Here is a 20,675-nt window from a genome sequence, read left to right on the forward strand (position 1 = left end):
AAGCGATTGATCCCAATGGTTACACGTCGTGATGTTGCATCGATTGTCGGGCTTGGCGCCATCGGCGCGGTGACCGCGGGCGCGCTGGCCTCTCCGGCCGTGGCCCAGGCGGCCGATCCGAACGAATCGACCTTCGCCCGCATCCGCCGCACCAAGAAGATGCGGATCGGCGCGGTCGGCGGCGGCGCGCCCTATTACATGAAGGATCTCGCCAGCGGCCAGTGGAAGGGATTCTACATCGACATCGCCAAGGGGCTTGCCGATGACATGGAGGCCGAGCTCGAGATCACCGAGACCACCTGGGGCAATTCGGTGCTCGATCTGCAGTCCAACAAGATCGACATCTTCTTCGGCCTCAACCCGACCCCGAAGCGCGCGCTGGTGGTCGACTTCTCGGTGCCGGTCTTCAACAACGCCTTCGGCATCCTCTGCAAGAAGGACTTCAAGCCGAAGAGCTGGGCCGAGCTGAACTCGCCCGACGTCAAGATCGCGGTCGACCAGGGCTCCTCGCACGACCAGGTCGTCAGCCGCTTGACGCCGAAGGCGCAGATCTCGCGGCTGAAGACCGCCGACGATGCCACCGCCGCGCTGCAGACCGGCCGCGTCGACGCGCAGTGCCTGATCACCATGCTGTCGCTGACCGTGCTGAAGAAGAACCCATCGCTCGGCCAGTTCGTGCTGCCGACGCCGATCTTCGCGACCACGTCGAACGCCGGCTTCCGCCGCGAGAACGACAAGACCTTCCGCGACTACGTCAACACCTGGATCGACTTCAACAAGGGGCTCGGCTTCATCCGCAACGCCATCATCACCAACATGGAGCTGGTGGGCGTGACCGAGGCGGACATTCCGCCGGGCGTTTCGCTGTAAGCTTTCACTTTCGTCATTCCGGGGCTCGCGAAGCGAGAACCCGGAATCTCGCGCTACAATCTCGAGATTCCGGGTTCGCCCTTCGGGCGCCCCGGAATGACGGTGCTAACGGCACCCACGACGAGTTAAACACGCATGTATCAGTGGGACTTCGGCATCCTCTGGAGCTATCGCTGGCTCTTTCTCAACGGGCTCGGCGTCACCGTCGGCTTCACCGTGGTGATCGTGCTGCTCGGCCTCGTCTTCGGCCTGTTCGGGGCGTTCGGCAGCCTGTCGCGCTTCAGGGCGGTGCGCCTCGTCGCCCTCACCTTCATCGAAGCGTTTCGCTGCACGCCGATCCTGGTGCAGCTGATCTGGTTCTATTACGCGCTGCCGATCCTCGCCGGCGTCGAGATGACGCCGATCACGGCCTCGGCGCTGGCGCTCTCGCTCTATGGCGGCTCGTTCTATTCCGAGATCATCCGCGGCGGCATCATCTCGATCGACAAGGGCCAGTCGGAAGCCGGCGCCGCGCTCGGCATGACGCCGGGCCAGAGCATGCGGCGCATCGTGCTGCCGCAGGCGATCAAACGCATGATCCCGGCGCTGATGAACCAGTCGATCATCCAGTTCAAGAACACTTCGCTGGTCTCGGTGCTCGCCGTGCCCGACCTCGTTTACCAAAGCCAGGTCGCCGCCCATGACAGCTACAGGCCGCTGGAGACCTACACCGCGGTTGCGGTCGCCTATGCGGCGATCCTGATCCCGCTCACCATCATCGTCCGCCGCGGCGAGAAGCGACTGGCGGTTAGCGAATGAGCGAGACGTCGAAAATCGAGATCCGCGGCCTGCGCAAGAGCTTTGGCAGCAACGAGGTTTTGAAGAACATCAATCTCGACGTCGCCAAGGGCGGTGTCGTGGCTCTGATCGGCCCATCCGGCTCCGGCAAATCGACGCTGCTCCGCTGCATCAATCTGCTGGTCGTGCCCGATGGCGGCAGTGTCCGCGTCGGCGACACGCGCTTTGCATTCGGCGACGGCGCCAAACTGCCGGACGTGAAGACGCTGGCAAAATTCCGCGCCACCACCGGCATGGTGTTCCAGCACTTCAATCTGTTCCCGCACATGACGACGCTCCAGAACGTGATGGAGGGACCGGTCACGGTGCGGCGCATGGCCAAGGCCGACGCCGAGAAGCTCGCGCGGGCGCAGCTCGCCAAGGTGGGCCTTGCGGAAAAGGCCGACCAATATCCGGCGACCCTGTCCGGCGGCCAGAAGCAGCGCGTCGCGATTGCGCGTGCGCTGGCGATGGAGCCGGACGTGATGCTGTTCGATGAAGCCACCTCCGCGCTCGACCCTGAATTGGTCGGCGAGGTGCTGAACGTAATCCAGCAGCTCGCGTCCGAGGGCATGACCATGGTGATCGTGACCCACGAGATCGCGTTTGCCCGTGAAGTCGCCGACCGTCTCATCTTCATGCGCGACGGTATCGTGGTCGAGGAAGGCCCCGCGCGGCAGGTGATCGACAATCCGCAGGAAGCCGCGACGCGCGCCTTTCTCAGCCATTTCCACCGCACCGGCGCGTTGCCGCCGGCCAACGCAACACCGTGATGCCCGATATCAACCGCGTCTATCTCGTCACCGGCGCCGCCAGCGGCATCGGCCGCGCCACCGCAAAACTGCTCGCAGCTCCGGGAACCGGGCTGCTGCTGCACACGCGCTCGAACGCAGAAGGTCTCGTCGCCACGGCTGCGGAAGCCGAAGCAAGAGGTGCTGTGGTCGCAAAATGCCTCGGCGATCTCGCCGAGGAAGCAGCCGTCACCGACGCCATCGCCGCTGCGCAACGCGCTTTCGGACGGCTCGACGGATTGATTCTGGTCGGCGGCCATGCCCGCCGCGGCAGCGCGATCGGGACGCCGGCGGATCAATTCCGGCAGGCTATGGATGAGTCCGCGCTGGCGTTCACGCGTATGGTCGAGGCCGCACTGCCGCTGCTGCGCGCCGGGCGTGACGCACGGATCGTCGCGGTGTCGTCCTTCGTCGCACACGCGATCCGACCCGAATTCGCACCGTTCGCCGCGACCGCCGCGAGCCGCTCCGCGCTGGAAGCGCTGGTGCGGCTCACCGCGATCGAGCTCGCCCAGGACGACATCACCGTCAACGCGGTTGCGCCCGGCCTCATCGTCAAGGACAAGCCGAGCGAAAGCCGGCTGTCGCCCGAACAGATCGCCGCGACCGAGGCGCTGATCCCGATGCACCGCCGCGGACGGCCGGAAGAAGTGGCCGAGATCATCGCCTTCCTGGCATCACCAAAAGCATCCTACGTCACCGGCCAAGTCTGGCACGTCAATGGAGGCCTGACATGACCGAAGCGACCATCGAACGCATCAGGCTGTTCCTGATCGAGAGCCCGATCAAGATGGCGCGCCTGCAGGGCGTCGGCAACGTCAAGGGCACGGTGAAGCGCGTGCTGCTCGAGCTGACGTCCAGCGACGGCGTGGTCGGCTGGGGCGAGGCGGCGCCGTGGGAGGTGTTCACGGGAACGCCGGAAGCGGCGTTCTCCGCGCTCGATATCTATCTGCGGCCGATCGTGCTCGGCAAACCGGTGCGCCGCATCCGCGCGCTGATGGCCGAGCTCGACCGTGCGCTGGTCGGCCATGCCGAGGCCAAGGTCGCGATCGAGATGGCGCTGCTCGACATCGTCGGCAAATCGTCGGGGTTGTCGGTCGCGGACCTGCTCGGCGGCCGCGTGCGCGACACGATCCCGCTGTCGTTCTCGATCGCCGATCCGGATTTCGCCGCCGATCTCGAGCGCATGCGAAAAATGGTTCCCGACGGCAACGTCATCTACAAGGTCAAGACCGGCGTGAAGCCGCATCGCGAGGACCTCGATCATCTCGAAGCGATCCGCAAGGAGTTCGGCGACAAGGTCGATCTGCGCGTCGACTACAACCAGGCGCTGGCGCCGTTCGGCGCCATCAAGATCCTGCGCGATGTCGAGGAGTTCGCACCGACCTTCATCGAGCAGCCGGTGCCGCGCAAATACCTCGACGTGATGGCGCAGCTCACCGCAGCGCTGGAGACGCCCGTGCTCGCCGACGAAAGCTGCTTCGACCGCCGCGACATGATGGAGGTGGTGCGCCGCGAGGCCGCCGATGCCGTCTCGATCAAGCTGATGAAGGCCGGCGGCTTGTTCGAGGCGCAGGCGATCATGGCGATCGCCGACATCGCCGGCCTGCCCGGCTATGGCGGCACGCTGTGGGAAGGCGGCATTGGCCTGGCCGCCGGCACGCAGCTGATCGCGGCAACGCCGGGCATCTCGCTCGGCTGCGAATTCTACATGCCGCATCACGTGCTGACCGAGGACGTGCTGGAGGAGCGCGTCGCCAACCGCGCCGGTCATGTGGTCGTGCCGGATGGCCCCGGCCTCGGCATCCGCGTCAGCGAAGCCTCGATCCGCGCCAATGCGCGCGTGATCGCGGAGGCGTGATTCCTGTCATTCCGGGGCGCGCGCAGCGCGAGCCCGGAATCCATAACCACAGCGCCGTGTTTGGCGAGGGCTGGCAACTCCGAGTCTTCGCCAAACTACTCCCTGTGGTTTATGGGTCCCGGATCTGCGCTTCGCTTGTCCGGGACGACGAGCGAGTATGCAGAAGCAGCTGGGCCCTAACCTTCCCCTCGCCAAATCCGTATCGTATGGTCGGACCATACAAGCCCGAACCCACCGGGCCACTCGGAAACGCATATGCCCGAACCCGCCTGGTCGCTGCACTCCCGCCTGAAAGAGGACACCATCGATATCGGCGATTTGCCGCTGTCGAAGGTGCTGGTCATCAAGGACGCGCATTATCCCTGGCTGCTGCTGGTGCCGCGGCGGCCTGATGCGGTCGAGATCATCGATCTCGACGAGGTGCAGCAGGCGCAACTCATGACGGAGATCTCCCGCGTCTCGCGCGCGCTGAAGGAGATCACCAAATGCGACAAGCTCAATGTCGCCGCGCTCGGCAATCTCGTGCCGCAGCTTCACGTCCACATCATCGCGCGCCGCACCGGTGACGCGGCCTGGCCGCGGCCGGTCTGGGGCGTGATGCCTCCCCTGGCGCATGACGCCACCGAGGTTCAGAATTTCATCAGCGCGCTTCGCCGAAAAATCTGGTTGGGTTGAAAGAACAAGAAATGTCAGCATTCGACGCATTTCCGCTGGGACAGCCGGCCTTCGTCACCAACGTCCTCGATCGCGCCGCACATCTGCGCCGGGACGACGAAAAACTGTTCGCGATGGAGCAGAAGTCCTCATCGCGCGCCTATGTCGTCTACCGCGACTCGCTACTGGTGAAGCGCGAGGGCGACAAGGCGCGTGCACTGCTGTCGATCGACGAAGCGACGAAGTGCGGCGCCAATCCCGGCACGATCTTCCTGGGGCTTCGCGACGGCGCGGCGGTGTTCGGCATGGGGATGTCGCAGGCGGCAGCCGAGAAGCTGGTCGGCCGCGAGGACTACACCGTCACCGAACTGCGCGGCATGGCGATGCAGGGCGCGATCCCGCCCGACGAGCTCTCGGCGATCGCGATGGCGAAATCGATGGTGAGCTGGCATCAGCGCCACGGCTATTGCGCCAATTGCGGCACGCGGAGCGCGATGAAGGAAGGCGGCTGGAAGCGCGACTGCCCTGCCTGCAAGGCCGAGCACTTTCCGCGCACCGATCCCGTCGTGATCATGCTGGTCGCCTCGGGCGAGAAGTGCCTGCTCGGCCGCCAGAAGCAGTTTCCGCCGGGGATGTATTCCTGCCTCGCCGGCTTCGTCGAGGCCGCCGAGACCATCGAGGACGCGGTACGCCGCGAGATTCTCGAAGAATCCGGGATCCGCTGCACCGACGTGCAATATTACATGACCCAGCCCTGGCCCTATCCGTCGTCGCTGATGATCGGCTGCAGCGCGCGCGCCCTGAACGAGGACGTCGTCGTCGATCACTCGGAGCTGGAGGATGCGCGCTGGTTCACGCGCGAGGAGGCCGCGCTGATGCTGGCGCGGACGCATCCGGACGGATACGCCGGTCCGCATCCGTTCGCCATCGCCCACCATCTGCTCGGCCGCTGGGTGCACGACAAGAGCGGCACTTGAGCTGAGACCGCCGATGGCCGGGACCGCGCCGCGCATTCTCTGCATCGGCATTCCCGTGCGCGACCTCACCTTTCGGGTCGAGGCAATGCCCGCGCGCGGCAGCAAGGCCAACGCGAACCATCTCGCGGAGATTTGTGGCGGCAACGCGCTGAACGCCGCCATCGCGGTGGCACGACTAGGCGGCCGCGTGTCTTTTGCCGGGCCCATGGGCGACGCCGGCGAGACATCGAGCGGGTTCATTCTCGAACGGATGGCGCAGGAGGGCATCGACACCAGCCGCGTCGTGCGCATGCCGGGCCTGACCACGCCCGTCTCGGCGATCATGATCGAGCCCTCGGGCGAGCGGACGCTCACGATCTATCGCGATCCCGCCCTGTGGAGCGTGAAGCTGCCCGGGGCCGACGAGTTGCTCGCCGCGTGCCAGGCGGTCCTCGTCGAGAGCCGCTGCGGCGCCTTCTGCATCGATCTCTGCGCCGAGGCGCGACGGCGTGGCATTCCTGTCATCGTTGGCGTCGATCGCGCGATGGCGCTGACCGACAGCCTGCTCACGCTCGCCTCGCATCTGCTGTTCGCCAGCGAACAGGTGCAGGAGACCGCCGGGATCGCCGATGACGGCCACGCCCTGAGGCACCTCGCCGGACTGACGCCCGCCTTCCTCGCCGCCACGCGCGGCCCACGTGGCACGATCTGGCTGAACGCAGCGGGCGAGCCGGAGGAGACACCGGCCTTCCCGGTCGAGGCGGTCGACACGCTCGGCGCCGGCGACGTCTTCCATGGCGCCTTCACGCTTCGCCTCGCAGAGGGCGAGGAGGTGCGGGAGGCGCTGCGATTCGCCGCGGCCGCCGCAGCGCTGAAATGCACCCGTCACGGTGGCGGCCCGGCCTCTCCGCAACGTATTGAAGTTGAAGGGTTTTTACGAGACAGATCCTAGAGCGATTCCAGGGGCGCGCCGAGATTATGGGCTTGCGATAGAAGATTTTTCTATATATCAGGGAAACTAGCCCTCATATTGGAACAAAGTTCTTCAAATGACTGATGTCGCTGTCCAACTCCCCGAGACCAGCCGCCGCCTCGATGCCATCGACCGCAAGATCCTGATGGTACTCCAGGAAGATGCCTCCCTGTCCGTCGCCGAGATCGGTGATCGCGTCGGGCTGTCTTCGACCCCTTGCTGGAAACGCATCCAGCGCCTCGAGGCCGACGGTGTGATCCTGAAGCGGGTGGCCCTGGTCGACCAGAACAAGATCGGGCTCGGTATCTCGGTGTTCGTGTCAGTCGAGAGCGCCGATCATTCGGACGCCTGGCTGAAGAAGTTCGCCGAGGCCGTCAGCGCCATGCCCGAGGTGATGGAGTTTTACCGCATGGCAGGCGACGTCGACTACATGCTGCGCGTCGTGGTCGCGGACATGCAGGCCTACGACGTGTTCTACAAGAAGCTGATCAGCGCCGTGCCGCTGAAGAACGTCACCTCGCGCTTCGCGATGGAGAAGATCAAGTCGGTCACCGCGCTGCCGATCCCGGCAGTGGTGGCGGCCTGAAGTCCAGCCATCAAGCTCGGCGGCAACTGGCCGCCGGCGTCCGTAGAGTCCCTGCCCCGCCCGATTCGGTACCTCGGTAAGCAAGCATTTACCGAGAATTAGCTCCGTGCGCCTATCTATGCGGCATGGAGGGGAAAACGGCGATTCCGTCCCGGCGATGGCCTGCCTGGGCGAATGCGGCGACATTGCTCGTCGCAGGGTGGATCGCACTCGCTATCCTCACCTTACAGGTTCGTCCGGGCGCGACAGTCGTCGCGGTTGCGTTTCCGCCCTGGTGGAGCACGCAACAGGTTTTTCAGGCTGCGGGATCCGCGCAAGCGGCGATCGTCGGGGCAACTGCCCTTCCCACCCTCCTCGTCGTCCGCCCGGATGACCATGACGGACTGCGCCGCCTGCATGATGCGGGCGCCTGGTTCGTGATGGACGCGCAAGCGGTCTCAGCATGTTTTGGCAGATAGCCTTCTGGCGTGTAGCCACTCGGCTCGTAGTCCTGGAGAGGATGAAATGGTTGTCGAGAACGACGGACTCGAATCGCTACGCCAGACCACCAGCAAGATGCTCGTTGCAGCGCTGTGGCTGCACGTACCGATCAGCATGACGATCGGCCTTGCGCTCGGCAAGGCCTGGCTGATCCCCGCAATCTTCATGGCGATCTTCGCGCTCGCTGCGACCCTGTCCTGGCGCATGTCGGGCAATGGCCTCTCCACGCGCCTCGTTTTTGCCGTCGCGCTGATGAGCGGCGTGTCGATGTTCACCTACCAGTTCGAGGGACATCCCTGGCAGATCGACATGCACATGTACTTCTTCGCGGCGCTGGCCTGCACGGTCGCCTATTGCGACTACCGGCCGATCGTCGCCGCGACGGTCGCGGTCGCGCTGCATCACATCGCGCTGAACTTCCTGCTGCCCGCGGCGATCTATCCCGGCGGCTCCGATTTCGGCCGCGTCGTGCTGCATGCGGTGATCCTGCTGATCGAGGCCGGCGTGCTGATCGCACTGGCGCACAAGCTGCAGGAGCTGTTCGAGACCACGGCGGTGAAGACCGCCGAGGCGCAGGCCGCGATGGCGGCGGAAGCGCGCGCCAACAGCGAGCGCCACGACGTCGAGCAGCGCGCCAAGGACGAGCGCGAGGCGGCCAAGCAGCGGCTTGCCAGCAATTTCGAGCGCAGCATCGGCGGCATCGTGCATGCCGTCGCAGTTGCCGCCAGCGAAGTGCAGCAGCTGTCATCGGCGATGAGCAACAACAGCACCGACACCGCGCGGCAGACCGCCGCGGCGGCCGCAGCGTCGAACCAGGCGTCGAGCAATGTCGAGACGGTCGCGGCTGCGACCGAGGAGCTCACCGCATCCGTCACCAGCATCACGCAGCAGGTCGCCCGCTCCGCGGAGATCGCGGCCAAGGCCGCGGATGAGGCCCGCCGTACCAACGAGGTGGTCGAGGGCCTTGCCAGCGGCACGCAGAAGATCGGCGAGGTCGTCACACTGATCCAGAACATCGCGAGCCAGACCAATCTGCTCGCGCTGAACGCCACCATCGAGGCTGCGCGCGCCGGCGAGCACGGCAGGGGATTTGCGGTGGTCGCGAGCGAAGTGAAGGCGCTGGCGAACCAGACCGCGAAAGCCACCGAGGAAATCTCGGCGCAGGTCCAGAACATCCAGAGCGCGACCAACGATGCCGTCAATGCCATCCAGGCGATCGGCACGACGATCGCGGAGATCGACCAGATCTCCGGCCAGATCTCGAGCGCGGTCGATCAGCAGGGCCTGGCGACGCGCGAGATCGCCGGCAGCCTGCAACAGGCAGCCACCGGCACGCGCGAAGTCAACGACAACATCGTCGGCGTCAGCAAGGCCTCCGAACAGGCCGGCGCCGCCGCCACGAAGATGCACCAGGCCGCAGCCGGACTGTCATCGCAGTCCGAGCGTCTCAAGTCTGAAGTGGATGGTTTCCTGGGGTCGCTGCGGACGGCGTAAGCGCCGCCCGAGCTTGGCCTGCATGGTTCGAGACGCCCGCCTGCGGCGGGCTCCTCACCATGAGGGTCTAACGTCTCACCGCGCAGCAAGACCTCATCCTGAGGAGCCCGCCAGCGGCGGGCGTCTCGAAGGATCGCCGCACAACGAGATCAGTCAGATCTTCTGATTGTACTCGCCGACTTCGGGATGCGTGCGCAGCACGCTGTTCACCATCTCGAACATGTCGTGCATGCGCTGCTCGGAGACCGGGCTCTCGACCACGACGACGAGCTCGGGCTTGTTGGAGGAGGCGCGCACCAGACCCCAGCTGCCGTCCTCGACCGTAACGCGCACGCCGTTGACGGTGACGAGATCGCGGATCGCCTGCCCGCCGATCTTGGCGCCCTTGGCCTGCAAGCCCTCGAAGTGCTTCACCACTTGGTCGATGACGCCGTATTTGGTCTCGTCGGCGCAATGCGGCGACATGGTCGGCGACGACCAGGTCTTCGGCAGCGCGTTCTTCAGGTCGGCCATCGACTTGCCGGGGGCGCGATCGAGCATGTCGCAGATCGCGATCGCGGAGACGAGCCCGTCGTCATAGCCGCGTCCATAGGGCTTGTTGAAGAAGAAGTGGCCGGACTTCTCGAAGCCCGCGAGCGCGCCCGTCTCGTTGGTGCGGCGCTTCATGTAGGAATGGCCGGTCTTCCAATACGCGACCTTGGCGCCCTGCTTCTGCAGCACCGGATCGGTGACGAACAGGCCGGTCGACTTCACGTCGACGATGAACTGCGCATCCTTGTGGATCGCCGACATGTCGCGCGCCAGCATCACGCCGACCTTGTCGGCGAAGATCTCCTCGCCGGTGTTGTCGACGACGCCGCAGCGGTCGCCGTCACCGTCGAAGCCGAGGCCGACATCGGCCTTGTGATGCAGCACCGCGTCGCGGATCGCGTGCAGCATCTCCATGTCTTCCGGATTCGGATTGTATTTCGGGAAGGTGTGGTCGAGCTCGGTGTCGAGCGGGATCACCTCGCAGCCGATCGCCTCCAGCACCTGCGGCGCGAACGCGCCGGCGGTGCCGTTGCCGCACGCCGCGACCACCTTGAGCTTGCGCGTCAGCTTCGGACGGCCGGTGAGATCGGCAATGTAGCGCGCCGGATAGTTCTCGTGAAACTGGTAGGAGCCGCCGGCCTTGTTCTTGAACTCGGCGCCCAGCACGATCTCCTTCAGCCGCGTCATCTCGTCGGGGCCGAAGGTCAGCGGGCGGTTGGCGCCCATCTTCACCCCGGTCCAGCCATTATCGTTGTGCGAGGCCGTGACCATGGCGCAGCAGGGCACGTCGAGGTCGAACTGCGCGAAATAGGCCATCGGCGTCACCGCGAGCCCGATGTCGTGCACCTTGCAGCCCGCCGCCATCAGGCCGGAGATCAGCGCATATTTGATCGAGGCCGAATAGCCGCGAAAGTCGTGGCCGGTGACGATCTCCTGCTTGACGCCGAGCTCGGCAATCAGCGCACCCAGCCCCATGCCGAGCGCCTGGATTCCCATCAGGTTGATTTCCTTCTGGAACAACCAGCGCGCGTCATATTCGCGAAAACCCGTGGCCTTCACCATCGGCTCGGATTCATAGGCGTAGGTGTTGGGCAGCAAGACGGATTTCGGCTTGGGAAACATTGAGACGGTCTCATGAAATGGGCAGGAATTGATGCAGCCTTAGCGAATGCCGGGCCGCAGCGGAAGGCGGGATTGGCGCCTTATGGATGATAATTGCGGCAGTTTGGTAACGGCAAAGCGGGGCCTGGCGGGAGTTTCATCCGCTCCGGCCGTCCTGAAAAATTCGTGCGAACGACGGTTCGTCAGCGCGCGTGGAGCGGCTTACTGCTCCAGCACCATCTGGCCGTTGGCGTACTCAAAACGCTTGAGGCGGGACAGGAAGGAGAGGCCGAGCAGATTCTCCGAGAGGGCCTCGTCCGGCAGCACCATGGCGTCAACGTCGCGCACGACGAGGCCGCCGACATCGAGCATGGCGATGCGGGTGCGCGCGGCCTTGATGGTGCCGTTGGCGGTCGAGACCGTGGCGTTGTACTCGCCGCGCGAGGGACGCAGGCCAAAACGCGCGGCCGAGGTCTCGTTCAGCGCCACCACGGAGGCGCCGGTGTCGACCATGAAGCCGATGCGCTGGCCGTCGATCCGGCCATCTGTCTGGAAATGGCCGCGACCATCGCGGGGGATGCTGAGGCTGCGACCGCCGGCCGGCGGCGCCGTCGTCGTCGCAGCTGCGAGCGCCGTGCGCGGCACCGACGTGGCCGAGGCAGAGCTCATCTTGTCCGCCATCTGCGCCATGAAAGTACCGAGGCCGATCATGATGGCCGCGAAGATCACAATGTTACGCATCACACCACTTCCGAGCCGGAAAGCCCGATTTCATCACGCGCCACGGCCATCCGCGAGCGACGCCGCGGCCGGGCCGGTGTCATTTTGACGAAAAGGATGAGCGAACGGTTAATGGCTTCTCACGTCCCGCGCGGCTTCGCCCGCCGGGTCGGCAATGCGCTGGCCGGATCGTCCGGCCAGGGATGACGTGGATAGCGGCCGCGCAGGTCGGAGCGCACCGCGGCGTAGCTGCCGCGCCAGAAGCCGGGGAGATCGCGCGTCACCTGCACCGGACGCTGCGCCGGCGACAGCAATTCCAGCACCAGCGGTACCTTGCCGGCGGCGATCGACGGGTGGGTGTTGAGCCCGAACAACTCCTGGAGCCGCACCGCAATGGTCGGCCCCTGCTCGGCCTCGTAGTCGATCGCGAGCATGCTTCCGGTCGGTGCCTCGAAATGCGTCGGCGCCTCGCGATCGAGCCTTGCGCGCATCTCCCAGGGCAACAGCGCCATCAGCGCGTCCGAGAGATCGCCGGCGGAGACCTCTTTCAGTGCAATCCTGTCGTAGAGCGCGGGCACCAGCCAATCGTCGCGCCGCGCGACCAGCCCGCCGTCTGACAGGTCGGGCCAGCTGTCGCCCTCGGCCTTGCGCAGGAACATCACGCGGTCGCGCCATTGCTTTGCGGCCTTGGACCAGGGCAACCGGTCGAGGCCAGCCGCGATCAGGCCATCGGCGAAAATTCGCGCGGTGTCCTCCGAGGGCGACACGGCAAGTGTAGCCTCGGAGAGCGTGATCGCATGCAGCGCGCGCTTGCGCCGCGCGCGCAGCGCCATCGCGCCTCGATCGAAGGAGATCTCGTCGACTGTCTCGATATGCTCGGCGAAATGCCGCTCGATGTCGTCCTCGCTGATCGGCGCCGCCAGCAGGATGCGTCCGCTCGCCGCCGTACCCGTCATCTCGCCGATCGCGATATAGGGCGCGCGGGCGAGCGAGGAGGTCTGCTCCACCGCGGCGCCGCGACCATTGGCGAGCACGAAGCTGCCATTGCCGCGATTGCGCGCGACGCGGTCCGGGAAGGCGTAGGCGAGCATCAGGCCGGTCGAGAGATCATCCTGTCCGGATGCGACCTTCTCCGACGCTGCGACCTGCGAAGCCCAGCGCCGGGCGAGATCGCGCGCGCTCGCGGCGCGCGGCGAGCGGTCGCGGCGGAACTGGTCGCGCCGGTATTCGAGATCGACGCTGTCGCCGCCGAGCCCGCGCTCGGTGATGATGGCCGCGATCTCGGCGGCGGCTTCGCCGCTGCCGACGCGATGCGAATCCACGATCATGCGCGCCAGCCGCGGCGGCAGCGCCAGCGCACGCAGGCTCCTGCCTTCCGCGGTGATGCGGCCGTCGCCGTCGAGCGCGTTGAGCTCTTCGAGCAGGCTTTTGGCTTCCTTCCAGGCCGGCTGAGGCGGCGGATCGAGGAACGACAGGGCCGCGGGATCGGCAACGCCCCATTGCGCGAGGTCGAGCACCAGCGAGGACAGGTCGGCGCTCAAAATTTCCGGCTGGGTGTAAGGCGCGAGCGAGGCCGTCTGCGGCTCGTCCCAGAGCCGGTAGCAGACGCCGGGCTCGGTGCGGCCGGCACGGCCGCGGCGCTGATCCACTGCCGCACGCGCAGCGCGCACGGTCTCGAGCCGCGTCAGCCCGATGTCGGGCTCGTAGCGCGGCACGCGGGCGAGACCGGAATCGACGACGATGCGCACGCCTTCGATGGTCAGCGAGGTCTCCGCGATCGAGGTCGCCAGCACCACCTTGCGCGTACCCTTCGGCGCGGGCGCGATCGCGCGATCCTGCACGGCAGCATCGAGCGCGCCGAACAGCGGCACGATCTCGATGGAGGCATCCTGGACGCGCTCGCTGAGGAAATTCTGGGTGCGGCGGATCTCGGCGGCGCCCGGGAGGAACGCCAGCACCGAACCGTTATCGGCGCGGAGGGCAGACGCGATCGCATCCGCCATCTGCCGCTCCACCGGCGCATCGGCCTTGCGGCCGAGATAGCGCGTCTCGACCGGAAAGGCGCGGCCTTCGCTCTCGACGACAGGGGCATCGCCGAGCAGCTTTGCCACGCACGCACCGTCGAGCGTTGCCGACATCACAAGGATACGCAGATCCTCGCGCAGGCCGGTTTGCGCATCGCGCGCCAGGGCAAGGCCCATATCGGCGTCGAGCGAACGCTCGTGGAATTCGTCGAACAGGATTGCGGCAACGCCCGAGAGCTCGGGATCGTCGAGAATTTGGCGGGTGAAGATGCCTTCGGTCACCACCTCGATGCGCGTCGCGCGCGAGATCTTGGAGCCGAAGCGGACGCGGTAGCCGACGGTTTCGCCGGCCCGCTCGCCGAGCGATTTGGCCATGCGGTCGGCGCTGGCCCGCGCAGCGATGCGCCGCGGCTCCAGCACGATGATCTTCTTGCCTGCGGCCCAGGGCGCATCGAGCAGCGCCAGCGGCACGCGCGTCGTCTTGCCGGCCCCCGGCGGGGCCACCAGCACAGCGGCGTTATGCGCCTCCAGCGTGCGCGAGAGGTCGTCGAGCACGGCATCGATCGGAAGGGGGGTGTCGAAGCTGCGGGGCAAGTATCTATCCGTTCGTCATGCCCGGGCAAAAGCGCGAAGCGCGTCTTCGCACAAGAGTCCCCGGCATTCACGTTCTCATACGACGAAGCAAACAAGACGTGGACGGCCGGGACAAGCCCGGCCTTGACGGATTTAGCGGTTAATCAGTCCGTATCAGCCCTGCTGCATCGGCGGACGTCCAACGCTCTCATAGACGAACCCGGCGGCTTCCATGTCTTCGGGACGGTAGATGTTGCGCAGATCGACGACGACGGGCTGGGTCATGGTCGCCTTCAGCCGGTCGAGATCGAGCGCGCGGAACTGCACCCATTCGGTGACGATGACGAGCGCATCGGCACCTTCAGCGCAGGAATAGGCGTCCTCGCAATAAATGATGTTCGGCAGCTCGCCCTTGGCCTGCTCCATGCCGACGGGATCGAAGGCCTTGACCGTCGCGCCCATGTCGATCAGGCCGGTGACGAGCGGGATCGACGGCGCATCGCGCATGTCGTCGGTGTCGGGCTTGAAGGTGAGGCCGAGCACGGCGATGGTCTTGCCGCGCAAGCTACCGCCGAGCGCCTGGCCGACCTTGCGCGCCATCGCGCGCTTGCGGTTCTCGTTGACCGCCAGCACGGATTCGACGATCCGCAGCGAGACGTCGTAGTCCTGCGCGATCTTGATCAGCGCCTTGGTGTCCTTGGGGAAGCACGAGCCGCCGAAGCCCGGACCGGCATGCAGGAACTTGGTGCCGATGCGGTTGTCGAGGCCAATGCCGCGCGCGACCTCCTGGACGTTGGCGCCGACCTTTTCGGAGAGGTCCGCGATCTCGTTGATGAAGGTGATCTTGGTCGCGAGGAACGCGTTCGCGGCGTATTTGATCATCTCGGCGGTGCGGCGCGCGGTGAACATCAGGGGTGCCTGGTTCAGCGACAGCGGGCGATAGACGTCGCCCATCACCTTGCGGCCGCGCTCGTCGGAGGTGCCGACGACGATGCGATCGGGATATTTGAAGTCGCGGATCGCCGCGCCCTCGCGCAGGAATTCGGGGTTGGAGGCGACGACGACATCGGCCGACGGATTGGCCTCGCGGATGATGCGCTCGACCTCGTCGCCGGTGCCGACCGGAACGGTCGACTTGGTCACGACCACGGTGAAGCCCGACAGCGACTGCGCGATCTCTTTCGCGGCGGCGTAGACATAGGACAGGTCGGCGTGGCCGTCACCGCGGCGCGACGGGGTGCCGACCGCGATGAAGACGGCGTCGGCATCCGCGACCGGCTTCGACAGGTCGGTGGTGAAGTCGAGCCGCTTCGCCTTCACATTGGTCGCGACCAGCTCGTCGAGGCCGGGCTCGTAGATCGGGATCTCACCGCGATGGAGCGCTGCGATCTTCTTCTCGTCCTTGTCGACGCAAGTGACGTCGTGACCGAAATCCGCAAAGCAGGCTCCGGACACCAGCCCCACATAGCCCGTTCCGATCATCGCGATTCGCATGAAAGACCCTGTTCCAGCTTGGTTAACGAAACCCCAATCCAGGCCGGTTTAGCATTTTCCTGAGGGGAGGGAACAGTCCGCATGTAAAAACCGGCACGCGAATTGTACCGGTAAAGAAATCGTAAACCGCAAGGCTCCACACTGCGCCACGCCCGCACAGAGCCGGGCGGATCGCGCCTCGAAAAGGGACACCATGGCACTATCAGGGACAATCGCCGCGGGCGGGCTTTCCAAGGCCCCTTCTGCGGCGCGTGTCGACTGGGTCGACTATGCCAAGGGCATCTGCATCGTCATGGTCGTGATGATGCATTCGGTGCTGGGGGTGGAGCTCGCCGCCGGCAAGACCGGCTTCATGCATGTCGCCGTGGCGTTCGCAAAGCCGTTCCGGATGCCGGACTTCTTCCTGATCTCGGGCCTGTTCCTGCCATTGGTGATCGATCGGGACTGGCGAACCTATCTCGACCGCAAGGTGGTGCATTTCGCCTATTTCTATGTCGTCTGGGTGACAATCCAGTTCGGCTTCAAGGCGCCCGCATTCGCCGCGGAGACGAGCTGGCGCGACGCCGGCCTCCTGTATCTCGAATCCTTCATCGAGCCGTTCGGCACGCTCTGGTTCATCTATCTGCTGCCGATCTTCTTCGTCGTCACAAAATTGACACGGCGAGTCCCGCCGCCGGCGATCTGGCTCATCGCCGCCGCGCTGGAGACGGCGCGCATCTCGACCGGCTGGACCGCGATCGACGAATTCTGCGCGCGCTTCGTGTATTTCTATTCGGGATATCTGTTCGCGCCTTACGTGTTCGCGCTGTCCGATCGCGCGCGCAGCCGTCCCGCGCTTGCGCTGGCAGCGCTCGCGACCTGGGCGCTGGTCAATGCGGGCCTCGTCGCGTGCGGCGCCAGCGAATGGAAGATCGTCTCGCTCGTGCTCGGCTTCGCCGGCGCCTGCGCCATCATCACGGCCGGCACGCTGCTCGCGCGCGCACACTGGCTGAACTTCTTCCGCTTCTGCGGTGAGCATTCGATCGTGATCTACCTCGCCTTCTTCCTGCCGATGGCGACGACACGAACGCTGCTGCTGCGCACCGGCATCATTCCCGATATCGGCACGGTGTCGCTGATCGTCACCATTGTCGGCGTGCTCGGCGCGCTGGCGATCTGGCAGGCCGCGCTGCGGCTCAATGCGCACTTCCTGTTCGAACGGCCGGAAAATTTCTGGATCGCGCCGAAGAAGGCAGGCGCGCAGTTGCAGGCGGCGGAGTAGCATCCTCGGTGTCGTCGCCCAGCTCGACCGGGCGCCCCAGTATTCCAGAGACAGTCATTGTCGACCGATAGGCCGCGGCGTACTGGATTCCCCGGTCAAGCCGGGGAATGACAGTGGGGATAGCGGCGCCAGCAAGCCAAAAATCCCCCTCCCAAGGCTGTCAAAGCCCGCAAAAATTCATACATTGCGGCCATGCCCAAGACATCCCCGAAGACCACCGCCAAAGCTGACACCAAGGCTGCCGCCGACACCAAACCCGCCGCGACAGCTGCTGCCAAACCGGTCGCGGCGAAGGCCGCGGGCAAGGGCGACCACATCTTCCTGGTCGACGGTTCCGGCTACATCTTTCGCGCCTATCATGCGCTGCCGCCGCTCAACCGCAAATCCGACGGCCTGCAGGTCAACGCCGTGCTCGGCTTCTGCAACATGCTGTGGAAGCTGCTCCGCGACATGCCCGCCGACAACCGGCCGACGCATCTGGCCATCGTGTTCGACAAGTCGGAAGTCACGTTCCGCAACAAGATCTACCCGGAGTACAAGGCCCACCGGCCGCCGGCGCCCGATGATCTGATCCCGCAGTTCGCGCTGATCCGCGAAGCGGTGCGCGCCTTCGACCTGCCCTGCCTGGAGCAAGGCGGCTTCGAGGCCGACGATCTCATCGCGACCTATGCGCGGCAGGCCAGCGAACGCGGCGCCACCACGACCATCGTGTCCTCCGACAAGGATCTGATGCAGCTCGTGAACGACAAGATCACGATGTACGACACCATGAAGGATCGCCGCATCGGCATCCCCGAGGTGATCGAGAAGTTCGGCGTGCCGCCGGAGAAGGTGGTCGAGGTGCAGGCGCTGGCCGGCGATTCCACCGACAACGTGCCGGGCGTGCCCGGCATCGGCATCAAGACCGCAGCGCAATTGATCGTCGAATATGGCGACCTCGATCAGCTCCTGTTCCGCGCCACCGAGATCAAGCAGCCAAAGCGGCGCGAGGCGCTGATCGAGAACGCCGAGAAGGCACGGATCTCGCGTCAGCTGGTGCTGCTCGACGACAAGGTCGAGCTGGAGGTACCGCTGGACGATCTCGCCGTCCACGAGCCCGATGCCCGCAAGCTGGTCGCCTTCCTCAAGGCGATGGAATTTTCCACGCTGACGCGCCGCGTCGCCGACTATTCGCAGATCGATCCGGCCAATGTCGATGCCGATGCGAGCAACAGCAGCAGCGCGAAGGCCGGTGGCGCCGCCGCGAAAGCAACATCGCCCGAGGCTTCCGGCGATCTCTTCGCCGCTCCTGCGGCCGCCGCGACGGGCGGCGACAAGGGCGACAAATCGGCGAGCGTCAAGGGCGCGCCGATCTCGCTGGCCGCGGCGCGCGAAGAGGCGCTGCGCAAGCTTCCGGTCGACCGCGGCAAGTACCAGGCGATCAAGGCGCTCGCCGAACTCAATGCCTTCATCGCACGCATCCATGATTCCGGTCAGGTCGCGATCGAAATGCGTGCGAACTCCATCGATCCGATGCAGGCCGATCTCTGCGGCATCGCGCTGGCGCTGGCGCCGAACGAGGCCTGCTATGTGCCGCTCGCGCACAAGCAGTCCGGGGGCGGCGCCGGCCTGTTCGACGCGGGTCTCGCGCCGGACCAGGTCAAGCATGCCGACGCCATCGAAGCGCTTCGTCCGGTGCTGGAATCGTCAGGCATTCTCAAGATCGGCTTCGACGTCAAGTTCACCGCCGTGATGCTGGCGCAGCACGGCATCACGCTGCGCAACTCAGACGATGCGCAGCTGATCTCCTATGTGCTCGATGCCGGCCGCGGCTCGCACGGGCTGGAATCGCTGTCCGAGCGCTGGTTCGGCCACGCCATGTTGAAGGAAAGCGAGCTGCTCGGCAGCGGCAAGGGCAAGATCACCTTCGACCAGGTGCCGATCGACAAGGCTGCGCCGCTGTCGGCGGAAGGCGCCGACATGACCTTGCGGGTGTGGCGCGTGCTGAAGCCGCGCCTCGTCGCCGAGCACATGACCGCTGTTTACGAGACGCTGGAGCGGCCGCTCGTCTCCGTGCTCGCGCGGATGGAGCGGCGCGGCATTTCGATCGACCGCCAGGTTCTGTCGCGGCTGTCCGGCGACTTCGCCCAGACCGCGGCGCGCGTCGAAGCCGAGATCCAGGAGATCGCGGGCGAGCCCGTCAATGTCGGCAGCCCCAAGCAGATCGGCGACATCCTGTTCGGCAAGATGGGACTAAGCGGCGGCACCAAAACCAAGACCGGCGCGTGGTCGACGACCGCGCAGGTGCTCGACGAGCTCGCCGAGCAGGGCCATGACTTCCCGAAGAAGATCCTGGAGTGGCGCCAGGTTTCAAAATTGAAATCGACCTACACCGACGCACTGCCGACCTACGTCAACCCGCAGACCCACCGCGTGCACACGACCTACGCGCTGGCCGCGACCACGACGGGCCGGCTGTCGTCGAACGAGCCGAATCTGCAGAACATTCCGGTGCGCACCGAGGACGGCCGAAAGATCCGCCGCGCCTTCATCGCGACATCGGGACACAAGCTCGTCTCCGCCGACTATTCGCAGATCGAGCTGAGGTTGCTCGCCGAGATCGCCGATATTCCCGTCCTGAAGCAGGCGTTCCGCGACGGGCTCGACATTCACGCCATGACGGCCTCCGAAATGTTCGGCGTGCCGATCGAGGGCATGCCGAGCGAGGTCCGCCGCCGCGCCAAGGCGATCAATTTCGGCATCATCTACGGCATCTCGGCGTTCGGCCTCGCCAACCAGCTCGGCATCGCGCGCGAGGAAGCCTCCGCCTACATCAAGAAATATTTCGAGCGCTTCCCCGGCATCCGCGCCTACATGGACGAGACGCGCGACTTCTGCCGGAGCAACGGCTATGTCACCACGCTGTTCGGCCGGAAGATGTACTATCCCGACATCAAGGCTTCGAACGCCTCGGTGCGCGCGTTCAACGAGCGCGCCGCCATCAACGCGCGGCTCCAGGGCACCGCCGCGGACATCATCCGCCGCGCCATGACGCGGATGGAGGATGCCCTGGTGCAGAAGAAGCTGTCGGCGCAGATGCTGCTCCAGGTGCATGACGAGTTGATCTTCGAGGTGCCTGACGCGGAAGTCGAGGCGACGCTGCCGGTCGTGCAGCACGTGATGCAGGACGCCCCCTTCCCGGCGGTGCTGCTGTCGGTGCCGCTGCATGTCGATGCGCGCGCGGCAAACAATTGGGACGAGGCGCACTGATCTCTCCACCAGCACGGTATCGTCCCGGCGAACGCCGTGACCCCACAACCACAGGATCGAGTTGGGCGAAGATTGCCCATGACCATCTCGCCTCAAACTTCTCCCTGGGGGTATGGGTCCCCTCTTTCACGGGGACGACGTTGGGGTGAGATGCGGGAATCGAATTGTCCTCCGTGCAATTGCGCGATGGCCCCGCCGCGCCTCGCATACTAGAACCACTGCATCCTCCCGCACCGGTTCA

The 20,675-nt window shown here is 65.6% G+C and carries 16 protein-coding genes; 12 read left to right on the forward strand and 4 right to left on the reverse strand.

Annotated features, from left to right (window positions below; translation table 11 throughout):
- Nucleotides 1-15 precede the first annotated feature (15 nt).
- From NLM25_RS42160 to NLM25_RS42210, 10 genes are all read left to right on the forward strand, one after another.
- Nucleotides 16-870, forward strand: coding sequence for a transporter substrate-binding domain-containing protein (locus tag NLM25_RS42160; protein WP_254123808.1), 855 nt, complete (start codon nt 16-18; stop codon nt 868-870).
- Nucleotides 871-1,005: 135 nt separating this feature from the next.
- Nucleotides 1,006-1,668, forward strand: a complete 663-nt coding sequence (locus NLM25_RS42165) for an amino acid ABC transporter permease (RefSeq protein WP_254140849.1) — start codon at nt 1,006-1,008, stop codon at nt 1,666-1,668.
- On the forward strand, nt 1,665-2,459 hold the full coding sequence (locus NLM25_RS42170) for an amino acid ABC transporter ATP-binding protein (RefSeq protein WP_254140850.1): 795 nt from the start codon (nt 1,665-1,667) through the stop codon (nt 2,457-2,459). Before NLM25_RS42165 ends, NLM25_RS42170 begins: the two co-directional genes overlap by 4 nt.
- Nucleotides 2,459-3,214, forward strand: a complete 756-nt coding sequence (locus NLM25_RS42175; protein WP_254140851.1) for an SDR family NAD(P)-dependent oxidoreductase — start codon at nt 2,459-2,461, stop codon at nt 3,212-3,214. The genes NLM25_RS42170 and NLM25_RS42175 overlap by 1 nt, the downstream gene beginning before the upstream one ends.
- Nucleotides 3,211-4,338 (forward strand): muconate cycloisomerase family protein, encoded by a 1,128-nt coding sequence (locus tag NLM25_RS42180; RefSeq protein WP_254140852.1) that lies wholly within the window; start codon nt 3,211-3,213, stop codon nt 4,336-4,338. The genes NLM25_RS42175 and NLM25_RS42180 overlap by 4 nt, the downstream gene beginning before the upstream one ends.
- A 255-nt stretch (nt 4,339-4,593) precedes the next feature.
- Nucleotides 4,594-5,013: an HIT family protein gene (locus NLM25_RS42185; protein WP_254123813.1), complete on the forward strand. Its 420-nt coding sequence runs from the start codon at nt 4,594-4,596 to the stop codon at nt 5,011-5,013.
- A gap of 11 nt (nt 5,014-5,024) precedes the next feature.
- Nucleotides 5,025-5,969, forward strand: coding sequence for an NAD(+) diphosphatase (gene nudC / locus NLM25_RS42190; RefSeq protein WP_254123814.1), 945 nt, complete (start codon nt 5,025-5,027; stop codon nt 5,967-5,969).
- Nucleotides 5,970-5,982: 13 nt separating this feature from the next.
- Nucleotides 5,983-6,900 carry a sugar kinase gene (locus tag NLM25_RS42195; RefSeq protein WP_254140853.1) on the forward strand — a complete coding sequence of 306 codons (918 nt, stop codon included), beginning with the start codon at nt 5,983-5,985 and terminating at the stop codon, nt 6,898-6,900.
- A 97-nt stretch (nt 6,901-6,997) separates the two neighbouring features.
- Nucleotides 6,998-7,507 carry an Lrp/AsnC family transcriptional regulator gene (locus NLM25_RS42200; RefSeq protein ID WP_254123816.1) on the forward strand — a complete coding sequence of 170 codons (510 nt, stop codon included), beginning with the start codon at nt 6,998-7,000 and terminating at the stop codon, nt 7,505-7,507.
- Between the two features lie 504 nt (nt 7,508-8,011).
- The gene (locus NLM25_RS42210; RefSeq protein WP_254140854.1) at nt 8,012-9,481 is read left to right on the forward strand and encodes a methyl-accepting chemotaxis protein; all 1,470 of its coding nucleotides are present in this window, start codon (nt 8,012-8,014) and stop codon (nt 9,479-9,481) included.
- Nucleotides 9,482-9,634: 153 nt separating this feature from the next.
- Here NLM25_RS42210 and NLM25_RS42215 read toward each other — a convergent pair whose 3' ends face one another.
- The 4 genes from NLM25_RS42215 to NLM25_RS42230 all read right to left on the reverse strand — a co-directional run bounded on the left by NLM25_RS42215 (nt 9,635) and on the right by NLM25_RS42230 (nt 15,924).
- A complete protein-coding gene (locus NLM25_RS42215) occupies nt 9,635-11,134 on the reverse strand; it encodes a phosphomannomutase/phosphoglucomutase (protein ID WP_254123819.1) in 1,500 nt (499 codons plus the stop codon).
- 201 nt (nt 11,135-11,335) lie between these two features.
- Complete coding sequence (locus NLM25_RS42220) at nt 11,336-11,854, reverse strand: TIGR02281 family clan AA aspartic protease (RefSeq protein WP_254140855.1); 519 nt, start codon at nt 11,852-11,854, stop codon at nt 11,336-11,338.
- A gap of 119 nt (nt 11,855-11,973) precedes the next feature.
- A complete protein-coding gene (gene hrpB / locus NLM25_RS42225; RefSeq protein ID WP_254140856.1) occupies nt 11,974-14,451 on the reverse strand; it encodes an ATP-dependent helicase HrpB in 2,478 nt (825 codons plus the stop codon).
- Nucleotides 14,452-14,604: 153 nt separating this feature from the next.
- A complete protein-coding gene (locus NLM25_RS42230) occupies nt 14,605-15,924 on the reverse strand; it encodes a UDP-glucose/GDP-mannose dehydrogenase family protein (protein WP_254140857.1) in 1,320 nt (439 codons plus the stop codon).
- Between the two features lie 193 nt (nt 15,925-16,117).
- On the opposite strand from NLM25_RS42230, the gene NLM25_RS42235 reads away from it, so the two are divergent.
- Nucleotides 16,118-17,185 (forward strand): acyltransferase family protein, encoded by a 1,068-nt coding sequence (locus NLM25_RS42235; RefSeq protein WP_254140858.1) that lies wholly within the window; start codon nt 16,118-16,120, stop codon nt 17,183-17,185.
- Between the two features lie 192 nt (nt 17,186-17,377).
- Nucleotides 17,378-20,434, forward strand: coding sequence for a DNA polymerase I (polA, locus tag NLM25_RS42240; RefSeq protein ID WP_254140859.1), 3,057 nt, complete (start codon nt 17,378-17,380; stop codon nt 20,432-20,434).
- The last annotated feature ends 241 nt before the right edge of the window (nt 20,435-20,675 follow it).

Source organism: Bradyrhizobium sp. CCGB01, from assembly GCF_024199795.1.
In the GTDB taxonomy this organism is placed as follows: domain Bacteria; phylum Pseudomonadota; class Alphaproteobacteria; order Rhizobiales; family Xanthobacteraceae; genus Bradyrhizobium.